This is a genomic window from Streptomyces justiciae, assembly GCF_015163075.1.
Taxonomy (GTDB): Bacteria; Actinomycetota; Actinomycetes; order Streptomycetales; family Streptomycetaceae; genus Streptomyces; species Streptomyces justiciae.
This window is the reverse complement of record NZ_JADDXU010000003.1, coordinates 393,891-413,718: the sequence shown is the minus strand read 5'-3', so window position 1 is coordinate 413,718 and position 19,828 is coordinate 393,891. Positions and strand designations below refer to the sequence as shown.

Sequence of the window (19,828 nt, the reverse complement as noted above, 5' to 3'; positions counted from 1 at the left end):
CGCCCACAGCCCCCTCTATGACCATCCCGATCCTCCGCACAGCACCCACCGGTTAGCCTGCGCGGGACGAGAGGGTGGGTGTGGAGAGCCGGCGGAGTGTGGTCGACGGGGTGCGGGTCGCCGTACGGGCGCTCGTGTACGCCGTCGTCGGCGGGGCCGCGCTCATCGCCATCGCGACCGTCGCCTCCGTGCTCGGGCCCACACTCGCCCTCGACCTCTACACCCCGCCCGTCGCCGCCTGGTGGACCGTGTTCACCGCGATCACCGTGCAGGGCGTGCCGTTCCTGCTCCTCGGCACGGTCGTCTCCGCGGCGATCGGGGCGTTCGTGCCGGAGAAGGTGTTCAGCCGGCTGCTGCCCCGGAACCAAGCCCTCGCCGTGCCTGTCGCGGGGGCGGCCGGGGTCGTGCTGCCCGGGTGCGAGTGCGCGTCCGTGCCGGTCGCCGGGAGCCTGATGCGGCGCGGGGTCGCCCCGGCCGCCGCCCTCGCCTTCCTGCTCTCCGCGCCCGCCATCAACCCCGTCGTGCTCGTCGCCACCTCCATCGCCTTCCCCGGACAGCCCGAGATGGTGCTCGGCAGGCTCGTCGCCTCCCTCGCGACGGCCGTGGTCATGGGCTGGCTGTGGGCCCGGTTCGGCAAGGAGGAGTGGCTGCGCCCGCCGCAACGGCACGCCCCCGAGGCCCGTGGCGTCAAGGCCTTCGGCGCCGGGCTCCAGCACGACTTCCTGCACGCCGGCGGCTTCCTCGTGCTCGGCGCGGCGGCCGCGGCGACCTTCAACATCGTCGTACCGAGGTCCGTGCTGGACCTGTTCACCGGCTCGGCCTGGCTGTCGGTGCTGCTGCTGGCCGTCCTCGCGGTCGTGCTGTGCGTGTGCAGCGAGGCGGACGCGTTCGTCGCGGCCTCGCTGAGCGGCTTCTCGCCCACCGCGCGGCTGGCGTTCATGGTGGTGGGTCCGATGGTCGACCTGAAGCTGATCGCCCTCCAGGCGGGCACGTTCGGGCGGGCCTTCGCGGTCAGGTTCTCGGCGGTGACCTGGGTGGTCGCCGTCGTGAGCAGCGTGCTCGTGGGGTGGTGGCTGCTGTGATGCGCAGGCGGTACGGGTCCGCGCTGCTGTTGGTGCTGGTCGGGGCGGCGATCCTGCGGATCTCGGCGTTCAGCGAGCTGTATCTGCGGTACGTGCAGGCGGGGCTGCGGCCGTACCTGGTGGTGTCCGGGGCCGCGCTCGTCCTGCTGGGCGTCGCGATGGCCGTCGTACGCCGAACCGAGCACGAGCACGCGGACGAAGACGGGCACGGGCACCACGGCTCCCGCACCGCCTGGCTGCTCGCCCTCCCCGCGCTCGCCCTGCTGCTCTTCCCGCCGCCCGCCCTCGGCTCCTACAGCGCCGAACGCGAGGCCGCGCAACGGGCCGCGCAAGGGGTCGGGACCTTCCCGGCACTGCCCGCCGGGGACCCGGTGGAGCTGACCGTGGGCGAGTTCAGCTCGCGGGCGATCTACGACAGCGGGCGGTCGCTGAAGGGCCGCACGGTCAAGCTGACCGGGTTCGTGACCCACGGCGACGACGGCACCTGGTACGTCACCCGGCTCCTCGTCTCCTGCTGCGCCGCCGACGCGAGCGCCGGCAAGGTCGAGATCCGCGGCGCCGACGCGCTGCCCGCGGACACCTGGGTCACCGTCACCGGCACCTGGCACCCGAAGGGCAGGCTCGGCACGGACGCGGCATGGCCACCGGTGCTGGACGCCACGACGGTCACGCGGGTGAAGCAGCCGGCGGACCCGTACGAGAAGAGGTGAGCCGGCGGGCTCGTACGCGGGCTCGTTTGTGAAGCGATGAGCCGGCGGCCCCGCCCACGGTCGATCGGCGCTCGTGCGCGGTCGATCAGTGGGGCGGCCACCGCCCTGGTGGCCGGGCGTGGCCGCCCCGTGCGAGGACGCGCCGCTCCCTGCGCGGTCCTCGCCCGACATCCCCGGTCCCGCGCGGAGCGGCGGGAGACGCCCCGGTCGGCGTCGCGGGGTCGGGGACAGGTCTCTCTAGGGTCGTCCGGGCCGCCGGGTCGGATCGCCCGCGGCGCGGGGGGTGGGGCGGCACGAGGCCAGCGGCATGAGCGGCTCCGGCACGGGATGGACGTCGTGGGCGGCCGCTTCCTGACTCGCACCACGACCGACGGTAGCGAGCCGACCCCGCGGTGTGAAGCCCTCTTCGTGAACGCCCTTTCGTGAACGCCGGGCCGGGCCAGGGGGAGGGCCGGAACGGGGCAATCGACCCGGTTCCGCGGGGTACCCGGCCGCCGGGGCGGTTTCCCCGGCCGAGGGAGGGCCCACCGTGACCGACGAACATCCCGTCGGACCGGCGCGCGGCGAGCGCGTCCTGGCCCGCATCCAGACCCTGCTGGTGGAGGCCGACCGGCTGGAGGACTTCCTCCAGGAGCTCGTCACCCTCGCCGCGCACTCGCTGCCGATCGAGGTGTACTGCTCGGTCACCCTCGCCGCCGACGGCCGCGACCACCCCTACACGGCCGCCGCCAGCCACGAGATCGTGGACCGCTTCGACCAGCAGCAGTACGCGGTCGGCGAGGGCCCCTGTCTCCAGACCCTGCGGACGGGCCGGCCGAACCATGTCGCCGACGTCGACCAGGAGCGGCGGTTCGGCGCCTTCCCCGACCTCGCGCGCGACAACGGACTGCGCAGCATGCTCGCGCTGCCGCTGATCCCGCCCCGCCAGCAGGTCTCCGGCGTGATGAACCTGTACTCCACGGAGCCGGGCGGCTTCACCCGGCAGGTGCGCGAGGAGGCCGCCGTGTTCGCGGGGCACGCCTCCGGCGCGCTGGGGGTCGCCCTGAAGATCGCGGGGCATCTGCAGTTCAGCCTGGACCTGCAGAACGCGATCGCCTCGCGCACCGTCATCGACCAGGCCCTCGGCATCCTCATGGTCCAGGAGCGCTGCTCGGCGGAACGGGCCTTCGAGATCCTCACCCGCGCCTCGCAGCAGCGGAACGTGAAGCTGCGCGACCTCGCCCACGACCTCGTCGAGAGTGTGGGCGGCCGCCCGCCGAGGGCTCACCCGCCGACACCCCGGCGAGGTCCGCCGTTCGGTGGGCGCGACGACGGGTTTCCCCCCTCGGACGAGGGGTAGTCGGGCTGCGCCCCCGGAGACGGACCCACCACGAGCTCAGATCCCGGCTCCGGGTGAGTCCTCTCCGGGAGCCCATGGACGATAATGGTCGCGCCGAACGAAGGAGGCGGTGGCCGTGGGGCCCAGGGACGACCGCTCCGGCGCTCCCGGCGACGACCCCAGGACGTCCGCCGGCGGCGCCCCCGGGACATCCGGTGGCGACGACACCAGGAGATCCCGGACACCGCGCGGCGACGACCCCAGGCTCTCCGGGCGGAACTCGGAACACGAGCGGGAGCGGGACCGGGTGCGAGCCACTGACGTGATCGCCGAGGGGGTGCGGGGTGCGGAACCCGGGGAGATCCCGCAGCGGCTGTGCGTCGTCGCGGTCAAGCTGCTTCCCGTCGTCGGCGCCAGCGTGTCCCTGCGCAGCAACGGCATGCCCGTCCGGCTGAGCGCGAGCAGCGAAGAGGCGTCCCGTCTGGCGGAGGTCCAGGCCACCCTGGGTGACGGGCCCTGCTTCCACGCCGCCCGGATGGGCGCCCCGGTCCTCGCGTCCGACCTCACGGACGGCCCGGACGTGCTGCGCTGGCCGGTCTTCGCCCAGCAGGCGACGGCCGCCGGGGTGCAGGCGGTGTACTCGCTCCCGCTGGGCAACGACGCCGTGTGCGTCGGCACCCTCGACCTCTACCGCGACACCCCGGGCGCGCTCCACGACCGCGAGCTGCGCACCGCGCAGCTCGTCGCAGGCGTGATGACGGTGGCCCTTATGGCGCTGCCGCGGGGGGAGGACAATGGACCTGACGGGGATGAACCCTGGTTGAGCGGTTTGGCCACGGATTATGACGAGGTCTACCAGGCCATCGGCATGATCATGGCGCAGCTGCGGGTGGGCGCGGACGAAGCGCTGGCCCGGCTGCGCGCCCACGCCTTCGCGCACAACCGCACCGCCCTCGAGGTGGCGCGCGAGGTGGTCTCGCACAGGAAGAAGTTCGACCGTGACTGAATACGCCTCGGCCTCGGGTCCGGCGACCGGTGGCCGTGGTGGCGGCTTGAGGAGGGACGGATGAGCCGGGAACTGCGGCTCACGCGCGCGTTCGTCGACCTGGCGGACACGCTCGGCACGCGCTTCGACCCCCTGGACCTGTTCACCCGGTTCGGCGAGCACTGTCTGGGGCTGCTGGCGGTCGACGCCGTCGGGGTGATGGTGTCCGACTCGCGGGGCGAGCTGCGTCCGATGGCCTCCTCCGACGACGAACTGGGCCGTCTGGAGATGCTCCAGCTGGAGCAGGACGACGGCCCGTCCGTGGACTGCTTCCGCACCGGCGAACCCGTCAACGCCGACGACCTGCGCTCCGGCAGCCGCTGGCCCGCGTACACGCGGGGCGCCCTGGCCGCGGGGTATGTCTCCGTGCATGTCGTGCCGCTGCGGCTGGACGGCGGGGCGATCGGCGCGGTGGCCCTCGCCAACCGGGAGAGCGGCGTCCTGCCCGACGCGGACCTGGTCGTCGCCCAGGGCATGAGCGACGTCGCCGCTCTCACCCTCACCCACTGGCCGACCCCGCCCGCCCGGCCGCACGACCTGCTGACGTCGCTTCAGGCGGCGGTCTCCGCGAAGGCGTCCGTGGAGCTGGCCAAGGGGTTCCTCTCGGAGTACGCGGGCGTGAGCTTCACGGAGGCGCTCGACCTCCTGAGCCGTTACGCCGAGAAGGAGCAGCAGTCCGTGACGTCCGTGGCCCGCGCGCTGTCGGAAGGGACGCTCAGCGCGGACGAGGTGCTGGAGGGCACTCCGGAGGCGACGCGCGGGCCCTGACGGGTCAGACCTGTACGCGGGCCTGCTTGCGTACGTCCGCCAGGCGCTGGGCGGCCAGCTCGGCGACGGCCTGGGTGACCTCGGGGTAGACGTCGCCCAGGCCGCCGTTGGTGATGATCAGGGCGTCGTCTCCGACGCGTACGGCGGCCACGTCGAGGGTGAGCACGGTCTCGTCGCCGTCCGCGCTCTCCCCGGCGAGGGTGAGCCGCAGCGCCTGCCGGGCGTCCCCGATCCTCGGCAGCCGCGGATCGCTGACGGCGGCGTGCTGGACGGCGCCGGTGGCGGTCGCCGCGGTGAACGTCCCGCACTTCTTCGGCAGGGTCTTCAGCCAGGCCAGCGTCCGGTCCACGTCGGCGGGCCGTACGGCGACGACCTGGTGGTGCAGCTGGGCGTCGTCCCAGGTGTCGTCGAGCCCGGTCGCGGCCCGCACATGGGCGCCCGCGCCGAAGAGCCGCTCTGAGTAGAGGGCGTCGAGCAGCTTCTGGCAGTCCGGCGCGTCGGCGGTGGCCTTGAGCAGCCCGTCCCGCCAGGTGGCGGCCCCTTGGGTGGGCGCCCAGGGCTCACCGAGGTCGGTGTAGGTGATGAGCGCGGCCTGCGCCTGGGCGGGGGTGAGGGCGGGAACGGACGCGGGGGTGGGCCGGGTGGAGGCGGGAGGCGCCGAGGACTTGGCGGCGGAGGCGGACGGGGTGGCGGTGGCAGGGGCGGCCTTCTCCGTCCGGATGGCGGAGCAGGCGGTGGTCGCGAGGGGCAGCACGAGGGCGACGGCGAGGAAGGCGCGGCGGGTCATGCTCCAACGGGAGCATCGCAGGTGAGGGGGCACCACTGGTCCGGGCTGTATGGGTTACGCGCGGCCGGGGCGCTTCCGCGTCGCTGCGACTCGCCGTACACCGACCCGTTCGGTGGCTCGGGGTGCCGAGCGCCGCCCGCTACCCGGGGAGTGGCGTCGGTGGCATCGCACGGCGCTGCTACCCGGGGAGTGGCGTCGGTGGCATCGCACGGCCGTAGAGTTCGTCGAGCCCGACGAGCAGGACTCCACTCCGGTCCGCCTCGGCCCGGAGAGCCTCGCTGAAACCGGCCGCGCTGAAGCACGCGAGCCCGCATCCCGTGGTGTCCATTCCACGTCCTGCCAGCAGATCCCTGGCTCTCGCCAAGCGTTCCAGATGGTTACGCCCCATGACCGTCCCCCACTTCGCCTCACCGAGCAGGGTGACCGCGGGCCTGTCACCACCCGAGCCGCGTTCGACCACGGCCACGTCGACCTGGATCTGGCGGCGCTCCTTCGTGTCGGTCACCACCCCGGTGCCGACCTCGCCCAACGCCGAGCGGAGCAGGGAGCGCCCTGGTCCGAGCACGTACTCCCGGCACATGGCCGCGAAGTGCGGTCCGGCCACCTGCGCCGCGAAGCGCTCCGCCGATTGCGCCCATACCTCGGCGGCCTGGCCGCTCTCCAGCCGCGCCCATGCCGGCCGCATGACGGCCTCGTAGAAGTTGATCAGCGGCTCGGTGATGCGGTACTGCGACTTCCCGGCCCCGAAGATGTCCGCCTCGCGTTCCAGCAGGTGACTGTCCTCCAGGACGTTGAGCGGATGGGAGATGTCGACGGACTTGCGGCCGATGTAGCCGGCGATGCCGCCACGCGTCGTATTGCCCTGGGCCACGGCCGCGAGCACCGAGTGGTACAGCGCGGTGTCACGGATGTCCGCCTCCTCGGCGAGCAGGTAACGCGCCTCGCGGAAGAGGGGGCTGTACGGCGACAGCACGGTCCGGCACACCCAGTCGTCGAAATCCCGCAGGTCGACAGGGACGTCGTCCGCCAGGCGGAGCGGTACTGGCCAGCAGTCCGCCCATGACGGACATCGCCGAGCCGCAGAGCAGGAGCCGCATGCGGCTCTCGTCGACCTGGAAGTGGTCGATCGCGCGCTGGATGAGCGAGGGGAGTTCCGGGGCCACCTTGGTCAGGTACGGGAACTCGTCGATGACCGCGAGGAAGGGCCCGTCCGGACCCGCGCCGCCCTCGGGAGAGGCGAGCCCGAAGAGATAGGAGACGGCGTCGTCCCAGCTGCCGAAGGTGAACGCGGCCGGAGAGCCCGTGTACTCGGCCAGGGCGGCGCTGAACTGGCGAAGGGATTCGGTCTCGGTTCCGTCGGCGGCTTCGAAATAGAAGCCACCGTACTGCTCGACGAGCGCCCGCAGCAGATATGTCTTCCCCATCCGCCACCTGCCGCTGACCACACCGAGCATGGCGTGCGGCAGCGGCCGGTTCACGAAAGCGGTGAGTGCTCCCCACTCCGAGCTGCGATCGAAGACATGTGACGGCTTCATGCTGGGGTCAGTCGCCCTCCACCACCGAAAGCCACAGCTTCACGTAGCGCTCCACATCGACCTCCAACGCCACGTCCACCATGTGCAGTTCACGCTCGCCGTGGTGGATCTCCGACTCCCCGGGCCGCGGGCGGCGGTCGACGATGGTCTGGCCGCGGGTCGGGCCGGGGGCGAGGGAGACCTCGACGGGCAGGAGGCTCGTGGTGATGCCGCCGGGGTCGGCGACCGCGCACACCGCGCCCGCGTCCCCGAGGCCGCCGGTGGGGGTGGGGTCCCCGGAGGTGGCCGGGTCGCGGTGGGCGAGGAGTTCGCCGGCCAGCCGGAGCCGGGGGTCGGAGCTGCCGCGCAGCCGCTGGACGTCCGCGGCGGGCACGATGACCTGCCGGAAGACGTCGAGGCCGTACATGGTGATCGGCACCCCCGCGGTGAGCAGGATCGCGGCGGCCTCCGGGTCGTGCCACACGTTGAACTCGGCGACCGGCGTGGCGTTGCCGACCTCCACCGCGCCGCCCATGAACACGATCCGTTCGATGTTGCGGGTCACCTCGGGGTGGGTCCGCAGCAGCAGCGCGATGTTCGTCAGCGGGGCGGTGGGGATCAGGGTCACCGGGCGCGGCGAGGCGAGGATCTCGCGCCGCAGCAGGGCCACCGCGTCGAGGTCCACCGGGCGCCGGGTCGGCGCGGGCAGGCCGAGGTCGCCCATGCCGTCCTGCCCGTGCACGTGCGAGGCCGTGCGCACCGGCTCGATCAACGGCCGCTCGGCGCCCCGCGCGACGGGGATGTCTCCGGCCCCGGCCGTCTCCAGCACGGTCAACGTGTTGCGGACGACCCCGTCGACGTCGGTGTTCCCGGCCACGCAGGTGATCGCGCGGACGTCGAGACCGGGGTGACGTACGGCGAACAGCAGGGCGAGCGCGTCGTCGACCCCGGTGTCGCAGTCGATGATCACGGGGATGGGCTGGGCGGTCACGGGGACTCCTTCCGTCGTGTCACCGACCTTACGCAGCCGCCCAGAGTTCGGCGCCACGGGTCCGGACGACGCCCTCGACCCTCGCGAGGAGTTCCTCCACCGACACGACCCCGGGCCGCCGCCCGTCCCTGAGCCGTACGGCGGCCAGATCGCCGTCGGCCGCCTCCCGCTCCCCGATCACGGCGACGTACGGCACGAGTCGCGCCGACCGGATGCGGGCGCCGAGGGTGCCGTGCTCGGGACCGGCGAGCTCGGCCCGCAGTCCGAGGTCGAGAGCACGCCGTACGGCCTTCTCCGCCTGCCCGTACTGCTCCTCCGCCACCGGCAGCACGACCAGCTGCACCGGTGCGAGCCAGGCCGGGAACGCCCCGCCGTGCTCCTCGACGAGATGCGCGACGGCCCGCTCGACGCTGCCGATGATGCTGCGGTGCACCATGACCGGGCGGTGCTTCGCCCCGTCGGGGCCGATGTAGTGCAGGTCGAAGCGTTCGGGCTGGTGGAAGTCGATCTGGACGGTGGAGAGGGTGGACTCGCGGCCCGCGGGGTCGACGATCTGCACGTCGATCTTCGGCCCGTAGAAGGCGGCCTCGCCCTCGGCGGCCTCGTACTCGACCCCCTCCAGGACGTCTTCGAGGAGTGCGGTGGCCCGGCGCCACAGCTCCGGGTCGGCCACGTACTTGTTGCCCTCCCCCGGCAGGGACAGCCGGTACCTGGCGGCGCGGATGCCGAGGTCGGCGTAGGCGCGGCGGATGAGCGCGAGGGCGGCGCGGGCCTCCTCGACGGCCTGGTCCAGGGTGCAGAAGATATGGGCGTCGTTGAGCTGGATGGACCGGACACGGGTGAGGCCGCCGAGCACACCGGAGAGCTCGGAGCGGTACATGCCTCCCAACTCGGCGATACGGAGGGGGAGTTCGCGGTACGAGTGGGAGCGTGACCGGTAGATGAGGGCGTGGTGCGGACAGAGACTCGGCCGCAGCACGACCTCCTCACCGCCCAGTTTCATGGGCGGGAACATGTCGTCGCTGTAGTGCGACCAGTGCCCCGAGATCTCGTACAGCTCCCGCTTCCCGAGCACCGGCGAGTACACGTGCCGGTACCCGGCGCCGCGCTCCGCCTCCCTGACGTACTCCTCCAGGGTGTGCCGTACGACGGCCCCGTCCGGCAGCCAGTACGGCAGCCCGGCGCCCATGAGGGGGTCGGTGTCGAACAGGTCGAGTTCACGGCCGAGTCGACGGTGGTCGTGCCGGGCGTTGTCGGCGTTCATGGCGTTCTCCTCCACATCGAGGGACGAGCGCCGCCGCACAGCAAAAACCCCGGGGCACTCGCCCCGGGGTTCGCGTCAGCTCAGGTGTCAGCGCGCCGGGACCATGTCCGGCGTCGTCGTGGAAGACGGGTTGGCGCGCTTCATGGGGGGACCGTAACAGGGGGTGGGCCCGGAGGGCGACGACTTTTTCATCGGGGGAGCCGGCCGACGAGCCTCGTAGGTGGCGGCGGAGGGGATGATGTCGACGTGGTCGGGCGGGTGGCAGGCGATCGTCGTCGACGCGTACTCGTCGCCGAAGGTGATCACGGACCGGTCGACGTCCACGACCGCCTCGCCCGAGAGCGGGGTTTGAGCTCGAAGCCGTAGGGCTGGACGCACCGGACGCCGGGCAGGTCCCCTTGCCCGGCGTCCAGATGACTGTCGAATCCCTTATGCGCGAGTCCTTACGCGCGCGAATCCCTTACGCGCGCGTCGCCTTGCGTCGGCGCGTCGCCAGGACGATGCCCGCGCCGCCGGCCAGCAGCACGGCCGCGCCGCCCGCGATGATCGGGGTGTTGCTGCTGGCGCCGGTCTCGGCGAGGTCGTCGCCGCCGCCGTTCGGGGTGGCCGCCGGGGCGGTCGTCGACTCGGAGGCCGACGGGGTCGGCTCCTCGGCCGGGGTGGACTCCGAGGCGGACGGGGTCGGGGTCTCGGACTCGGACGCCGGCGGGGTGGTCTCCTCGGCCGGGGTGGACTCCGAGGCCGACGGAGTCGGGGTGGGGGTCGGCGACGGCTGGGCCGTGCAGTCCTTCGTGCCGCCGTTCCAGGCCGCGATCAGCTTGTCCTTGATGACCGGGTGGTCCGGGCCCTTGGGCAGGTCGCCGTGCTGGAAGCCGTCGTTGGCGTCGAGCTTGCCGTCGAACTTCGTGTTGCCCCGGTAGAGGTCGATCTGCGCGTAGCAGCCCTGGTCGGGGATGGCGATGTCGAGGGTGTCGGTCCCGCCGGCCTTGACGGTGACCGTGTCGAAGTCGTGGAAGACCTGCTCGCCGGAGGTGGCGAAGGTCGGACCGTGCGCCCGGTAGGAGGCGAGCGAGGCCGTGCAGGTGGACGCGTTGCCGGCGGTGCGGACCGTGACGTGGACCTTGCCGTCGTCGGTCGGCTTGAGGTTCTGGTCGTCGACCTTGACCGAGGGGAAGAAGTTCTTGCCGTCGAGGGAGAACTCGCACAGCTCGGTGCCGGTCTCGGTGCCGGCGCCCGTGCCGGGCTTGTAGCTGCCGCCGTCGTCCCAGCCCTTGCCGCCGGGGCAGTCGGTGGCCGAGGCGACGGAGGCCGTGAAGGCGCAGATGGCGAGCGTCGCGGCGCCCGTCCCCAGCAGGCGGCGCACAGTGACACGTCTCGCTATGGACATGCGTATCCCATCAGGGTGAAGTGAACTGAAAAGCGCTGCGGAACGCTGCAGAGCGCAAAAAAGGGCGCTCGGAAACATTGGACCCATTGGTCACATGAGTCGCACGCACAACAGCGTGCGGACATCGTGGATCTCCTGCCGGAACGCTGTCAACCTGCGGGAATACAAGGTCTGTTCAACGGTCATCACAATTCCGCCACACAGGGAACGCGTGGCTCCGCGAAATGGCCGGGGTTCGCCCGTGCACAGCTGGGGACAGATTCCCCTTTGTATGTCTTTTCCGTCCGCACGGATCAGCCAGGAGCGCCGCGTGACCCACGACCTCTCGTCCAAGGACCCCAACTGGTGGCGACAGGCCGTCATCTACCAGATCTACCCCCGCAGCTTCGCCGACGCCGACGGCGACGGGCTCGGGGACCTGAAGGGCATCACCGCACGCCTCACCCATCTGGCCGCCCTCGGCGTCGACGCCCTGTGGCTGAGCCCCTTCTACCCCTCCGAGCTCGCAGACGGCGGCTACGACGTCGCCGACTACCGAGACGTCGACCCCCGCCTCGGCACCCTCGACGACTTCGACGCCCTGGCCGGCGAGGCCCACCGCCTCGGCCTCAAGGTCATCGTCGACCTCGTCCCCAACCACAGCTCCCACCGGCACGCCTGGTTCCAGGAGGCCCTCGCCGCGGGACCCGGCTCGGCCGCCCGCGCCCGGTACGTCTTCCGCGACGGCCGCGGCGCACACGGTGAACTCCCGCCCACCGACTGGCAGTCCGTCTTCGGCGGCAGCGCGTGGAAACGCGTCCCGGACGGACAGTGGTACCTGCACCTGTTCACCCCCGAGCAGCCCGACTTCGACTGGGACAACGAGGAGGTCCGCGCCGACTTCCGCACCACGCTCCGCTTCTGGTCCGACCGGGGCGTCGACGGCTTCCGCGTCGACGTCGCCCACGCCCTCGCCAAGGACCTCGCCGCACCCCTGCGCGACCTGGGCGCACCCGCCCTCAGCGGCGAGGACGCGCTCGCCGAGTTCGCCCCCGGCACCCACCCCTTCTTCGACCGCGACGAGGTCCACGAGATCTACCGCGACTGGCGCACGGTCCTCGACTCCTACCGTCCGCCCCGCATGGCCGTCGCCGAGGCCTGGGTCCCGAGCGCCGAGCGGCGCGCGCTGTACGCCCGCCCCGAGGAACTCGGCCAGGCCTTCAACTTCGCCTACCTGCAAGCACCGTGGGACGCCGACGCGCTGCGCCAGGTCATCACCGACTCCCTCGCCGGCGCCCGCGCGGCCGGCGCCTCGGCCACCTGGGTGCTCTCCAACCACGACGTCGTACGCCACACCTCCCGCCTGATGCTCCCGCCGGGCACCGACGAGAACGCCTGGCTGCTGTCCGCCGGCCACGCCCCCGAGGTCGACACCGCACAAGGCTTGCGCCGGGCTCGCGCCGCGACGCTCCTCATGCTGGCGCTGCCGGGTTCGTCGTACGTCTACCAGGGCGAGGAACTCGGACTGCCCGAGGTCGCCGACCTGCCCGTCGAGGTGCTCCAGGACCCCGTCTGGGAGCAGACGGGACGCGTCCGCAAGGGCCGTGACGGCTGCCGGGTGCCGCTGCCGTGGACGCGGACCGGTCCGTCGTACGGCTTCGGGGCGGGCGGTGCCTGGCTGCCGCAGCCGGAGAGCTTCGCGGCGTACGCCGTCGAGGCGCAGGAGGGCGTCGAGGGCTCGACCCTGGAGCTGTACCGCACGGTCCTGAGACTGCGCCGCAAGCTGCTCCAGGGCGAGGCGCTGACCTGGGCGGCGGCCGCCCCACCCAGCGTGCTGGACTTCGCCCGGCACGACGGCTGGCGATGCGTGACGAACCTGTCGGACACGGCGGTCACGCTGCCGGAGGGTGAAGTGCTGGTCGCCAGCGGCCCGTTGGAGGACGGGCTGCTGGGACCGGACACCACGGTGTGGCTGGCGTAGGCGAGCGGTCAGCCGATGGTCGGGCTCGGGCTCGGGCTCGCGCCCGCCTGCTCGCCCGGGATCGCGATCGGGGTGGACGTCGGGTTCGGCGGCGGGCTCAGGACGACCATGGGGGCGCCGGGCTGCGGGGCCGGCGGCGTCAGGTCGGTGTCGGGCAGCTTCGGCGGGGTGGTCTGCTGGAACAGGGCCTGGTCGAAGTTGACGAAGCCGGTCTTCTCCATGACCGTGATGTGGTCCAGAACCGTGTCGTTGGCCATGTCCGCCAGCGAGCGCACCAGCGAGTTCTTGGTCGTGGAGCGGATCTTGGCGATCGTGTTGAAGATCGAACCGTGCGTCGTGCGCAGGATGTTGGCGAAGTTCGAGTCGAACTGCTTGCCGGAGCTGGTCTCGATCTGGTTCACGAAGCCCTGCTGCTGCGGGCTCGCCACGTTCGGCAGCGTGACGTTGAGCATCGGGGCGATCTTGCGGCAGGCCGCGTCCAGGGCCGCGTGACCGTCGATGAGATGCCGGCCCGCCTCCTTGACCTCAGGGGTCGTCCCCTTCTCCAGGGCGACCTTGCCCAGGGGGTACTCCCACAGCCCCGCCGCCCGCACCTTGACCACGAAGTCCCGGTCCTGCTCGGTCAACGGCCCCCACTGCGTCTGTGCGATGACGCGGTCCTGTGCGGTGGACACCTTGTTGAATCCGAGCATCGTGGGGTACGCGAGCGCGACGATCGTCAGGCTGAGCGCACCGCCCACGAAGAGCGTTCCCGTCGCGTTCCGCGAAAAGCGCACCGTGGCTCCTGTCCGGTCGGGGGTCGTACGACCCTGTGTACGGACGAGGAGCCACGGTTGTTCATGCTGTGACAGGAGCCACGCGGCGCCGTGGGATGAGACGACTGCTCTGTTCGCCTCGCCGGGCCCTCCCGCCGACGACGGCCCACGGGATGCGCCCCCATCAGGCGACGGCTTCCGCCATACGGCCGCACAGCGCACGTGCCCCGCGCCGGCGCCCCGCGACAATCGCAACCGGGGGTGCGCAAACCGGGGGTGGGGCCGACCGACCTCGTCCGCACAGGGAGCCCGCACACGATGAGCAGGTCCACGAACACCGTCGTCCTCGGGATCGCCACCACCGCCCTCGCCGCGCTCGGCGCGATCGCGCCCGCTCAGGGAGTCGAAAGCACGCGTGAACTGTGGGGGGACGTCACGGTCCTGCCCGGCCGTGAGGGCATCGTCGAGATCGCCGGGTACGAGGGGGACGCGCTCGGCGTCGGGTCCCGGCTGACCCTGACCGCGCCGGAGGGCGCCGAGGTGACGAAGACGCCGCTGCGGGCCCGGGACTACCGGGGCCGGGTCGACGCCGACGGCGACAGCGCGTCGTACACCTGGTCCGGGCCGGCGGGCGGGCGTCCCTGGCGGGGGCGCTCGTTCCCGTTCGTGCTGGCCGTGCCCGCTGACGCGGTGCCCGGCACCCGCCTCGCGGGCTGCGCGGTACGCCTCACGGACGCCCACGGCACCCGCAAGGACCGCGGGACCTGCGCGGTCACCGTGGGCCTGCCCGAACCGACCCTGACCCGGCCGGCGTCCGGGGTCGCGCTCGCGGTGCGGCCGGCGACGGGCGGTACGGCCTACCCCGGGGCGCAGATCACCGTCCGGTACGAGGACACGAAGGACGAGGGCGTGACCGGGCAGGGCCCAGAACCGGGGACGGAGATCTGCACGGCGACGGCGGGCCGGGACGGCAAGTGGACGTGCGTCCCGTCCACCGCGCTGCCGGCGGGGCCGGGACGGTTGCAGGCGACGGCGTCCTTCAACGGGGTGGCGGCGGTGAGTGAGCAGATCTATGTGGTGGTGGGGGGCGCGGGACGGGAGGCGGGTCGGCAGGGGCTGACGTAGGCGGCGTTGCGCAGGACCGTCGGGGCTTGGCGTAGGCGGCTTTGCTTCAGCATGGCCGGGCGTCAGGGCTCTTGGCGTAGGCCACTGTGCGCAGCGCCGTCGGGCGTCAGGGTTTGGCGTAGGCGACTCTGCGCGGCGCGAGGCGGGTCGTCAGGGCTGGCGTAGGCCACTCTGCGCAGCGCCGTCAGGCGTCAGGGTTTGGCATAGGCCACTCTGCGCAGCACGGTCGGGTAGGGCAGCGTCTCGGCGAGTTCGCGGACCCGGCCGGCGCAGGTGGCGGCCTCCTCGGTGCGGCCGAGTACCGCCAGTGCCGCCGCCTGGGCGGTACGGGCCTCGCACTCGGTGACCGCCTCGCCCGCACCGGCGGCCCGTACGGCCTCCGCCGCGGCGACGTCGGCGGCGCGTGCCGGGTCGCCGGCGGTGAGATGGGCCCAGGCGGCGAGGACGGGGACGCCGGTGCCGGAGACGTCGGACAGCAGGGTGAGGGCACGGTCGGGGCGTACGTCCTTCAGCGCCAACTCGGCCTGAGCGGTACGCACTTCGTACTCGGCCTGCCGGTCGGGACGGCGTTCCAGGCAGCCGGCGGCGCGGGCCAGCAGTTCACGGGTGCTGGGAAGACCTGGTCGGTGGGGGCCGCCGCGGAGCTGGACGCGGGCGAGGGCGGTGAGGGCGTACGGCAGACACCAGCCGGCGTGCGCCTGCGCCTCGTCGACGGCTTCCGTGGCGAGGGCGGCGGCCTCGGTGAACTCGCCGAGGAGGAGGTGCACTTCGGCGAGGTTGGCCCGCTCGAAGGCGGCGGCCTCGGGATCGCCGCAGCGGTCGGCGAGATCGAGCGCACGGCGCCCGATCACGACGGCGTCGCGGAGTCGGCCGGAACGGCGTTCGTGCTCACGGAGGATGGAGAGCACGGCGGCGAGGAGCCGGGGGTCCCCATGAGCCTCGGCGTACGGGAGAGCGGCGTCGGCGGCGGCACGGGCCTGGGGGAGCCGGCCGGTGAGAGCGAGGGAGGTGGACTGCTGAGCGAGGGCACGGGCGAGGAGGCCGGGGTGAGCCGCCCCGGCTCCGCCATCGCCGACTGTGTGCCCACCCGCACCGCCCGTGCGGCTTGCGTGGTCGGGTGCGGGTGGCCGGTCTGGGGCGGATTCGCCGTCGGCGGGTGCGGGCTGACTGAACACCGTGGTCGTGGCCGCCTGTTGTGCCCTTCTCGCTGCGTTCAGGGAACCCTCGTAGTCACCGGTCACGAAGCACAGGAAGCCTCGGGCCAGGTGGTGGGTGGCGTGGAGTTGTGGGGGTGCGTCCTGGGGTGGGCAGTGGGTGTCCAGGAGGCGGAAACCCTCCTGTGGGGCACCTGTCTTGGCCAGGGACTCCGCCAACTGGGCTGCTGCTCGGGCCTGTTCGGCGGGCGTGCCGTGGCGGTGGAGGTCGGCCAGGGCCTCACGGAGGACCCGTACGGCGTCCTCGTGGCGGGCCATGCGGCGCAGTACCGTCGCGTGGTCGAGGCGGATGCGGGCGGCCTCGACGGCCACCGCGTCTAGACGGGCGGTCAGTTCGCCGTAGTAGTGGTCGGCGGTGTCATCGGCCCCGACCGCCGCGGCGCGACGTGCCGCCCGGTGCAGATGGTCGGCGGCGCGCGGATCGTCGGCGCCCGCGAGATGCACGGCCACGGCGTCGACGGCGCCGGGTCGTCGCCGTAGCAGCAACTCGGCGTACCCGGCATGCAGTTGACGCCGCCGAGCCTGCGAAAGCCCTTCCCGGCACACCACCCGCATCAACGGATGCCGAAACCCCAACCCACCCACGACCACCCCACCCACAGCCACACTCCGCTCCTCCAACACCCCGGCAGCAAGCGCCATGTCGATGCCGTCGACGACGGAGGAAGGAGAGGGGGAGGAGGGAGGGTAGGGGTGATGCATGGGGGACGCGGGGTCGAGGGAGGAGGGGTGAGGCATACCGGAGGCGGGTGCTGGTGCTGGTGCGGGAGAGGATGCGTGAGACATGCGGGACGCGGGGGCGGGCAGAGATGCCCCACTCGCGTCCGCCCCTACCGGCGACGAGTCCGCCCGCCCGACCTCACCCGCACCCGCCACTGACAAATCGGCCGCACCGACCTCACCCGTGCCCGCTACTGGCGTCCGCACCGGGTCCACCCCACCCGCACCTGCCACCGACGAGTTCGCCGCATCAATCCCGCCCGCGCCCGCGGACGGCGCCTCCGCCGCATGGACGTCATCCGCGCCCGTCACCGACGAACCTGCCGCACGGCCCTCACCCGTGCCTGCCCCCGGCGCCCCCGCCGCGTCGACCCCGCCGGCACCCGCCAGCGGCGTCTCCGCCCCACCAGGGCCACCCGCACCCGACCGCGAAAGCCGCACGGGTGGTGTGGGTGGGGAGACATTCGGCGATGGCGGAGCCGAGGCGGCTAGTTCCTCCGTTTCCGTCAGCGTCGCCACCCCGCCCGCCGCAACCGCCACCACCTCGATCACCCGCCGAGCCGCAGGACTCAGCCGTGACAGACGTTCATTGACCAGGAGCCGGACGCCCTCCGGCGCCGTCAGGTCCTCATGGGTACCGGTCGGCGGCAGACCTGCCTTCGCCAGTTCCAGCGCGAACAACGGATGCCCCAGCGACAACTCCCACACCCGGTGCAGCGCGGCCGGCGTCCCCTCCCCCGGCATCACCTCCGCCGCCAGCGTCAGACACTCCCGGCGAGCCAGGCGCTGGAGGCGCAGCCGGTCAGCCGTGCCCTGACGTACCAGCGTGTCGAGGACCGCCCGCCGCGGATCGGTCTCCGGGAGGTCCTCGGGACGGTACGTCGCCAGGAAGCGCAGGCGAGGAACCGACGGCGGCGGCGTACGCCGCGCCAACCGCGCCAGCAGCTGCAACGACGCCATGTCCGCCGCATGGACGTCATCGAGGACGACCAGCACCCCGCCGCCGGAGCCCGGTGCCCCCGGCACCGCCGCCAACCCCAGCAACCCCGAAACCGCCGAGAAGATACGCTCCCTCTCATACTCCGGCCCCCGCCCCGGCACCACACCGACCTGCCCCAACGAGGGCAGCAGCGCCGCCAGTTCGGGATACTCCGCCGCGATCCGCGCCCGGTCCTCCGTGGCGCGCCCCGCCAGCCAGCCCTCCAACGCCTCCACGAACAACCCGTACGGCGCCTGCGGCCCCTCGTCATGGCCGGCACCCCACAGCACCGCCGCCCCGTTCGCCGCCGCCCGCCGTGCCGCCTCCGCGGCCAGCCGGGTCTTGCCGATGCCGGCCTCGCCGCCGATCACCGACAGGGCGGGACGGGCGGGGTTGAGGAGGCGCTCCAGCTCCGCCCGGCGCCCTACGAACTGCGCCTCGGAGAGGGTGCGCAGGAGGGCGGGGGGCGGCGGTGCGGGGCGCGCGGGCGTCGGGCGTCGTACCGCGTACGTTTCCGTGCCCAGGGCTGCCCGGTGCAGGGCCTCCGTCTCGGGGCCGGGCAGGACGCCCCACTCGGCGTCCAGGGCGCGCCGGCACTGGTGGTACTGGGCGAGGGCACGCCGGCGCATGCCCTGGCGGAGGTAGGCGGCGATGAGCACCCGGTGGGCGCGTTCCTCGGCGGCACTGTCTGCGAGAACGGCCCGCGCGGTGGCCGCGGCCCGCTCGATCTCGCCGTCGGCCAGACAGGCCTCGGCGAGCGCCAGCCGCACCGAGTCCCGCAACGCGTCCAGCCCCTCGCGCCGCGCCTGCACCCAGGGGGTGTACCGATGCTCGGGCAGCAACTCCCCGGTAAACGCCTTCAACGCCCGCGCCAACTCACCGATACGCCCACCGTACGGCGCCCACCCGCCGACACCCCCGGCCCGCAACGCCCACTCGGCGTCAGCCCCCACATGCAGCGCCTGCTCGCGAGCACGCTCAGCCCGCAGCGCCCGCTCGCCGGCACCCCCGGCCCGCAACGCCCACTCGGCGTCCGCCCCCGCATGCAGCGCCTGCTCGCCAGCACGCTCAGCCCCCAGCGCCCGCTCGCCGGCACCCCGAGCCCGCAGCGCCTGCTCGCCAGCAGGCCCAGCCCGCAGCGCCTGCTCGCCGGCACCCCCGGCCCGCAACGCCCACTCGGCGTCCGCCCCCGCATGCAGCGCCTGCTCGCCGGCACCCCCGGCCCGCAACGCCCACTCGGCGTCCGCCCCCGCATGCAGCGCCTGCTCGCCAGCAGGCCCAGCCCGCAGCCCCCGCTCGCCGTCACCCTCCGCCCGCAGCCCTCCCCCGGCAGCACCCCCAGCCCCCAGCACCCACTCATCGCCAACCCCCGCCCCCAACGCCCCCTCAGCCGCTACCCCAGCGCGCACCGCCCCCTCAGCGCGCACCGCCCCCTCAGCACGCACCGCCCCCTCAGCACGCACCGCCCCCTCAGCGCGCACCACCCCCTCCATCGCACCCCGCGCCCGCAACGCCCCCTCCGCCAACCGCTCCGCTTCATCCGCGTCGATCCACACCGTCTCCATCGGCAGCCGCAGCAGCGCCCCCTCGCTGACCAGGTACGCGGACGGGTGGCGTGGGGGGAGTTCGGGTTGGAGGGCGCGGCGGGCGGCGTGCAAGGCTACGCGGAGGCTGCCGAGGGCCGCGGGGGTGCCGGCCGTGTCGGGCCAGCACATCTCGATGATCTCCTCGCGGTGCCGGACGCGGCCCGGGGAGACGGCGAGCAGTTCGACGAGCCGCCGGGCGCTGGGGCGGGGCCAGTGGTCGGCCACGGGCGCGCCGCCGGAGCGTTCGGCACGGAAGCCGCCGAGCAGGTACAGCCGCAGCACGGGCGGCGTCGTACGCCGTCCGCCGCTGTTCGCCGGCTGTGCATTTCCGCTGCTCATGAGGGCGGCACTCTAGCCCGGCTTCCTGTTCCGGCCGGATTCGTGGCCGACGGGACACGGTGCGTCACGGGCCGGCAAGCAGGGTGGGGTGTGGGGGTCCCGCATTACTTGCTCCAAGAGCAACCTCATCGGCGCACGGGACCCCCGGGTGTATCCCTACCCCCCACAGGAGGGATACGGCGGCTCCCGTCCCGAGGGGCATGACCCTGCCCTGCTGCTGGCCAATGTTTCGGAACAGGGCCGAGGGGACGACCTTAGGCAGCGACCGTTACTGGCGAATTACT

General features: G+C 73.0%; 16 protein-coding genes. 7 read left to right on the top strand and 9 right to left on the bottom strand.

Annotation, left to right across the window (positions count from 1 at the left end):
* Positions 1-74 precede the first annotated feature (74 nt).
* From IQ210_RS10230 to IQ210_RS10210, 5 genes are all read left to right on the top strand, one after another.
* A complete protein-coding gene (locus IQ210_RS10230; protein ID WP_194078590.1) occupies positions 75-1,082 on the top strand; it encodes a permease in 1,008 nt (335 codons plus the stop codon).
* On the top strand, positions 1,082-1,792 hold the full coding sequence (locus IQ210_RS10225; protein ID WP_194078589.1) for a TIGR03943 family putative permease subunit: 711 nt from the start codon (positions 1,082-1,084) through the stop codon (positions 1,790-1,792). The genes IQ210_RS10230 and IQ210_RS10225 overlap by 1 nt, the downstream gene beginning before the upstream one ends.
* A gap of 529 nt (positions 1,793-2,321) precedes the next feature.
* A complete protein-coding gene (locus IQ210_RS10220) occupies positions 2,322-3,131 on the top strand; it encodes an ANTAR domain-containing protein (protein WP_194078588.1) in 810 nt (269 codons plus the stop codon).
* Positions 3,132-3,417: 286 nt separating this feature from the next.
* Positions 3,418-4,116: a GAF and ANTAR domain-containing protein gene (locus IQ210_RS10215; RefSeq protein ID WP_322656351.1), complete on the top strand. Its 699-nt coding sequence runs from the start codon at positions 3,418-3,420 to the stop codon at positions 4,114-4,116.
* A 60-nt stretch (positions 4,117-4,176) separates the two neighbouring features.
* Positions 4,177-4,923, top strand: coding sequence for a GAF domain-containing protein (locus IQ210_RS10210; RefSeq protein WP_194078586.1), 747 nt, complete (start codon positions 4,177-4,179; stop codon positions 4,921-4,923).
* 4 nt (positions 4,924-4,927) lie between these two features.
* Here IQ210_RS10210 and IQ210_RS10205 read toward each other — a convergent pair whose 3' ends face one another.
* The 7 genes from IQ210_RS10205 to IQ210_RS10180 form a co-directional block, all read right to left on the bottom strand.
* Positions 4,928-5,710 carry a hypothetical protein gene (locus IQ210_RS10205; RefSeq protein WP_194078585.1) on the bottom strand — a complete coding sequence of 261 codons (783 nt, stop codon included), beginning with the start codon at positions 5,708-5,710 and terminating at the stop codon, positions 4,928-4,930.
* A gap of 178 nt (positions 5,711-5,888) precedes the next feature.
* A complete protein-coding gene (locus tag IQ210_RS48190; protein WP_322656338.1) occupies positions 5,889-6,683 on the bottom strand; it encodes an AAA family ATPase in 795 nt (264 codons plus the stop codon).
* The gene (locus IQ210_RS48185; RefSeq protein ID WP_322656337.1) at positions 6,613-7,245 is read right to left on the bottom strand and encodes an AAA family ATPase; all 633 of its coding nucleotides are present in this window, start codon (positions 7,243-7,245) and stop codon (positions 6,613-6,615) included. The genes IQ210_RS48190 and IQ210_RS48185 overlap by 71 nt, the downstream gene beginning before the upstream one ends.
* A 7-nt stretch (positions 7,246-7,252) precedes the next feature.
* The gene (locus IQ210_RS10195) at positions 7,253-8,215 is read right to left on the bottom strand and encodes a nucleoside hydrolase (protein WP_194078584.1); all 963 of its coding nucleotides are present in this window, start codon (positions 8,213-8,215) and stop codon (positions 7,253-7,255) included.
* Positions 8,216-8,243: 28 nt separating this feature from the next.
* Positions 8,244-9,479 carry a threonine--tRNA ligase gene (thrS, locus tag IQ210_RS10190; RefSeq protein WP_194078583.1) on the bottom strand — a complete coding sequence of 412 codons (1,236 nt, stop codon included), beginning with the start codon at positions 9,477-9,479 and terminating at the stop codon, positions 8,244-8,246.
* A gap of 87 nt (positions 9,480-9,566) precedes the next feature.
* Positions 9,567-9,803, bottom strand: a complete 237-nt coding sequence (locus IQ210_RS10185) for a hypothetical protein (RefSeq protein WP_194078582.1) — start codon at positions 9,801-9,803, stop codon at positions 9,567-9,569.
* Positions 9,804-9,939: 136 nt separating this feature from the next.
* On the bottom strand, positions 9,940-10,866 hold the full coding sequence (locus IQ210_RS10180) for an LAETG motif-containing sortase-dependent surface protein (RefSeq protein WP_126273213.1): 927 nt from the start codon (positions 10,864-10,866) through the stop codon (positions 9,940-9,942).
* Positions 10,867-11,137: 271 nt separating this feature from the next.
* On the opposite strand from IQ210_RS10180, the gene IQ210_RS10175 reads away from it, so the two are divergent.
* The gene (locus IQ210_RS10175) at positions 11,138-12,826 is read left to right on the top strand and encodes a glycoside hydrolase family 13 protein (RefSeq protein ID WP_194078581.1); all 1,689 of its coding nucleotides are present in this window, start codon (positions 11,138-11,140) and stop codon (positions 12,824-12,826) included.
* Positions 12,827-12,834: 8 nt separating this feature from the next.
* Here IQ210_RS10175 and IQ210_RS10170 read toward each other — a convergent pair whose 3' ends face one another.
* Complete coding sequence (locus tag IQ210_RS10170; protein WP_194078960.1) at positions 12,835-13,566, bottom strand: DUF4142 domain-containing protein; 732 nt, start codon at positions 13,564-13,566, stop codon at positions 12,835-12,837.
* A gap of 333 nt (positions 13,567-13,899) precedes the next feature.
* Between IQ210_RS10170 and IQ210_RS10165 the strand changes: the two genes are divergently transcribed.
* A complete protein-coding gene (locus tag IQ210_RS10165; protein ID WP_194078580.1) occupies positions 13,900-14,706 on the top strand; it encodes a carboxypeptidase regulatory-like domain-containing protein in 807 nt (268 codons plus the stop codon).
* Between the two features lie 191 nt (positions 14,707-14,897).
* On the opposite strand, the gene IQ210_RS10160 is transcribed toward IQ210_RS10165, so the two are convergent.
* Positions 14,898-19,544, bottom strand: a complete 4,647-nt coding sequence (locus IQ210_RS10160; protein WP_194078579.1) for an AAA family ATPase — start codon at positions 19,542-19,544, stop codon at positions 14,898-14,900.
* Between the last annotated feature and the right edge of the window lie 284 nt (positions 19,545-19,828).

Excerpts from the sequence above, each read along its gene's own strand:
- IQ210_RS10225 (WP_194078589.1), top strand. The coding sequence starts at position 1,082 with ATGCGCAGGCGGTACGGGTCCGCGCTGCTGTTGGTGCTGGTCGGGGCG.
- IQ210_RS10210 (WP_194078586.1), top strand. The coding sequence starts at position 4,177 with ATGAGCCGGGAACTGCGGCTCACGCGCGCGTTCGTCGACCTGGCGGAC.
- IQ210_RS10205 (WP_194078585.1), bottom strand. The coding sequence starts at position 5,710 with ATGACCCGCCGCGCCTTCCTCGCCGTCGCCCTCGTGCTGCCCCTCGCG.
- IQ210_RS48185 (WP_322656337.1), bottom strand. The coding sequence starts at position 7,245 with ATGAAGCCGTCACATGTCTTCGATCGCAGCTCGGAGTGGGGAGCACTC.
- thrS (WP_194078583.1), bottom strand. The coding sequence starts at position 9,479 with ATGAACGCCGACAACGCCCGGCACGACCACCGTCGACTCGGCCGTGAA.
- IQ210_RS10180 (WP_126273213.1), bottom strand. The coding sequence starts at position 10,866 with ATGTCCATAGCGAGACGTGTCACTGTGCGCCGCCTGCTGGGGACGGGC.
- IQ210_RS10175 (WP_194078581.1), top strand. The coding sequence starts at position 11,138 with ATGTCTTTTCCGTCCGCACGGATCAGCCAGGAGCGCCGCGTGACCCAC.
- IQ210_RS10165 (WP_194078580.1), top strand. The coding sequence starts at position 13,900 with ATGAGCAGGTCCACGAACACCGTCGTCCTCGGGATCGCCACCACCGCC.
- IQ210_RS10160 (WP_194078579.1), bottom strand. The coding sequence starts at position 19,544 with ATGAGCAGCGGAAATGCACAGCCGGCGAACAGCGGCGGACGGCGTACG.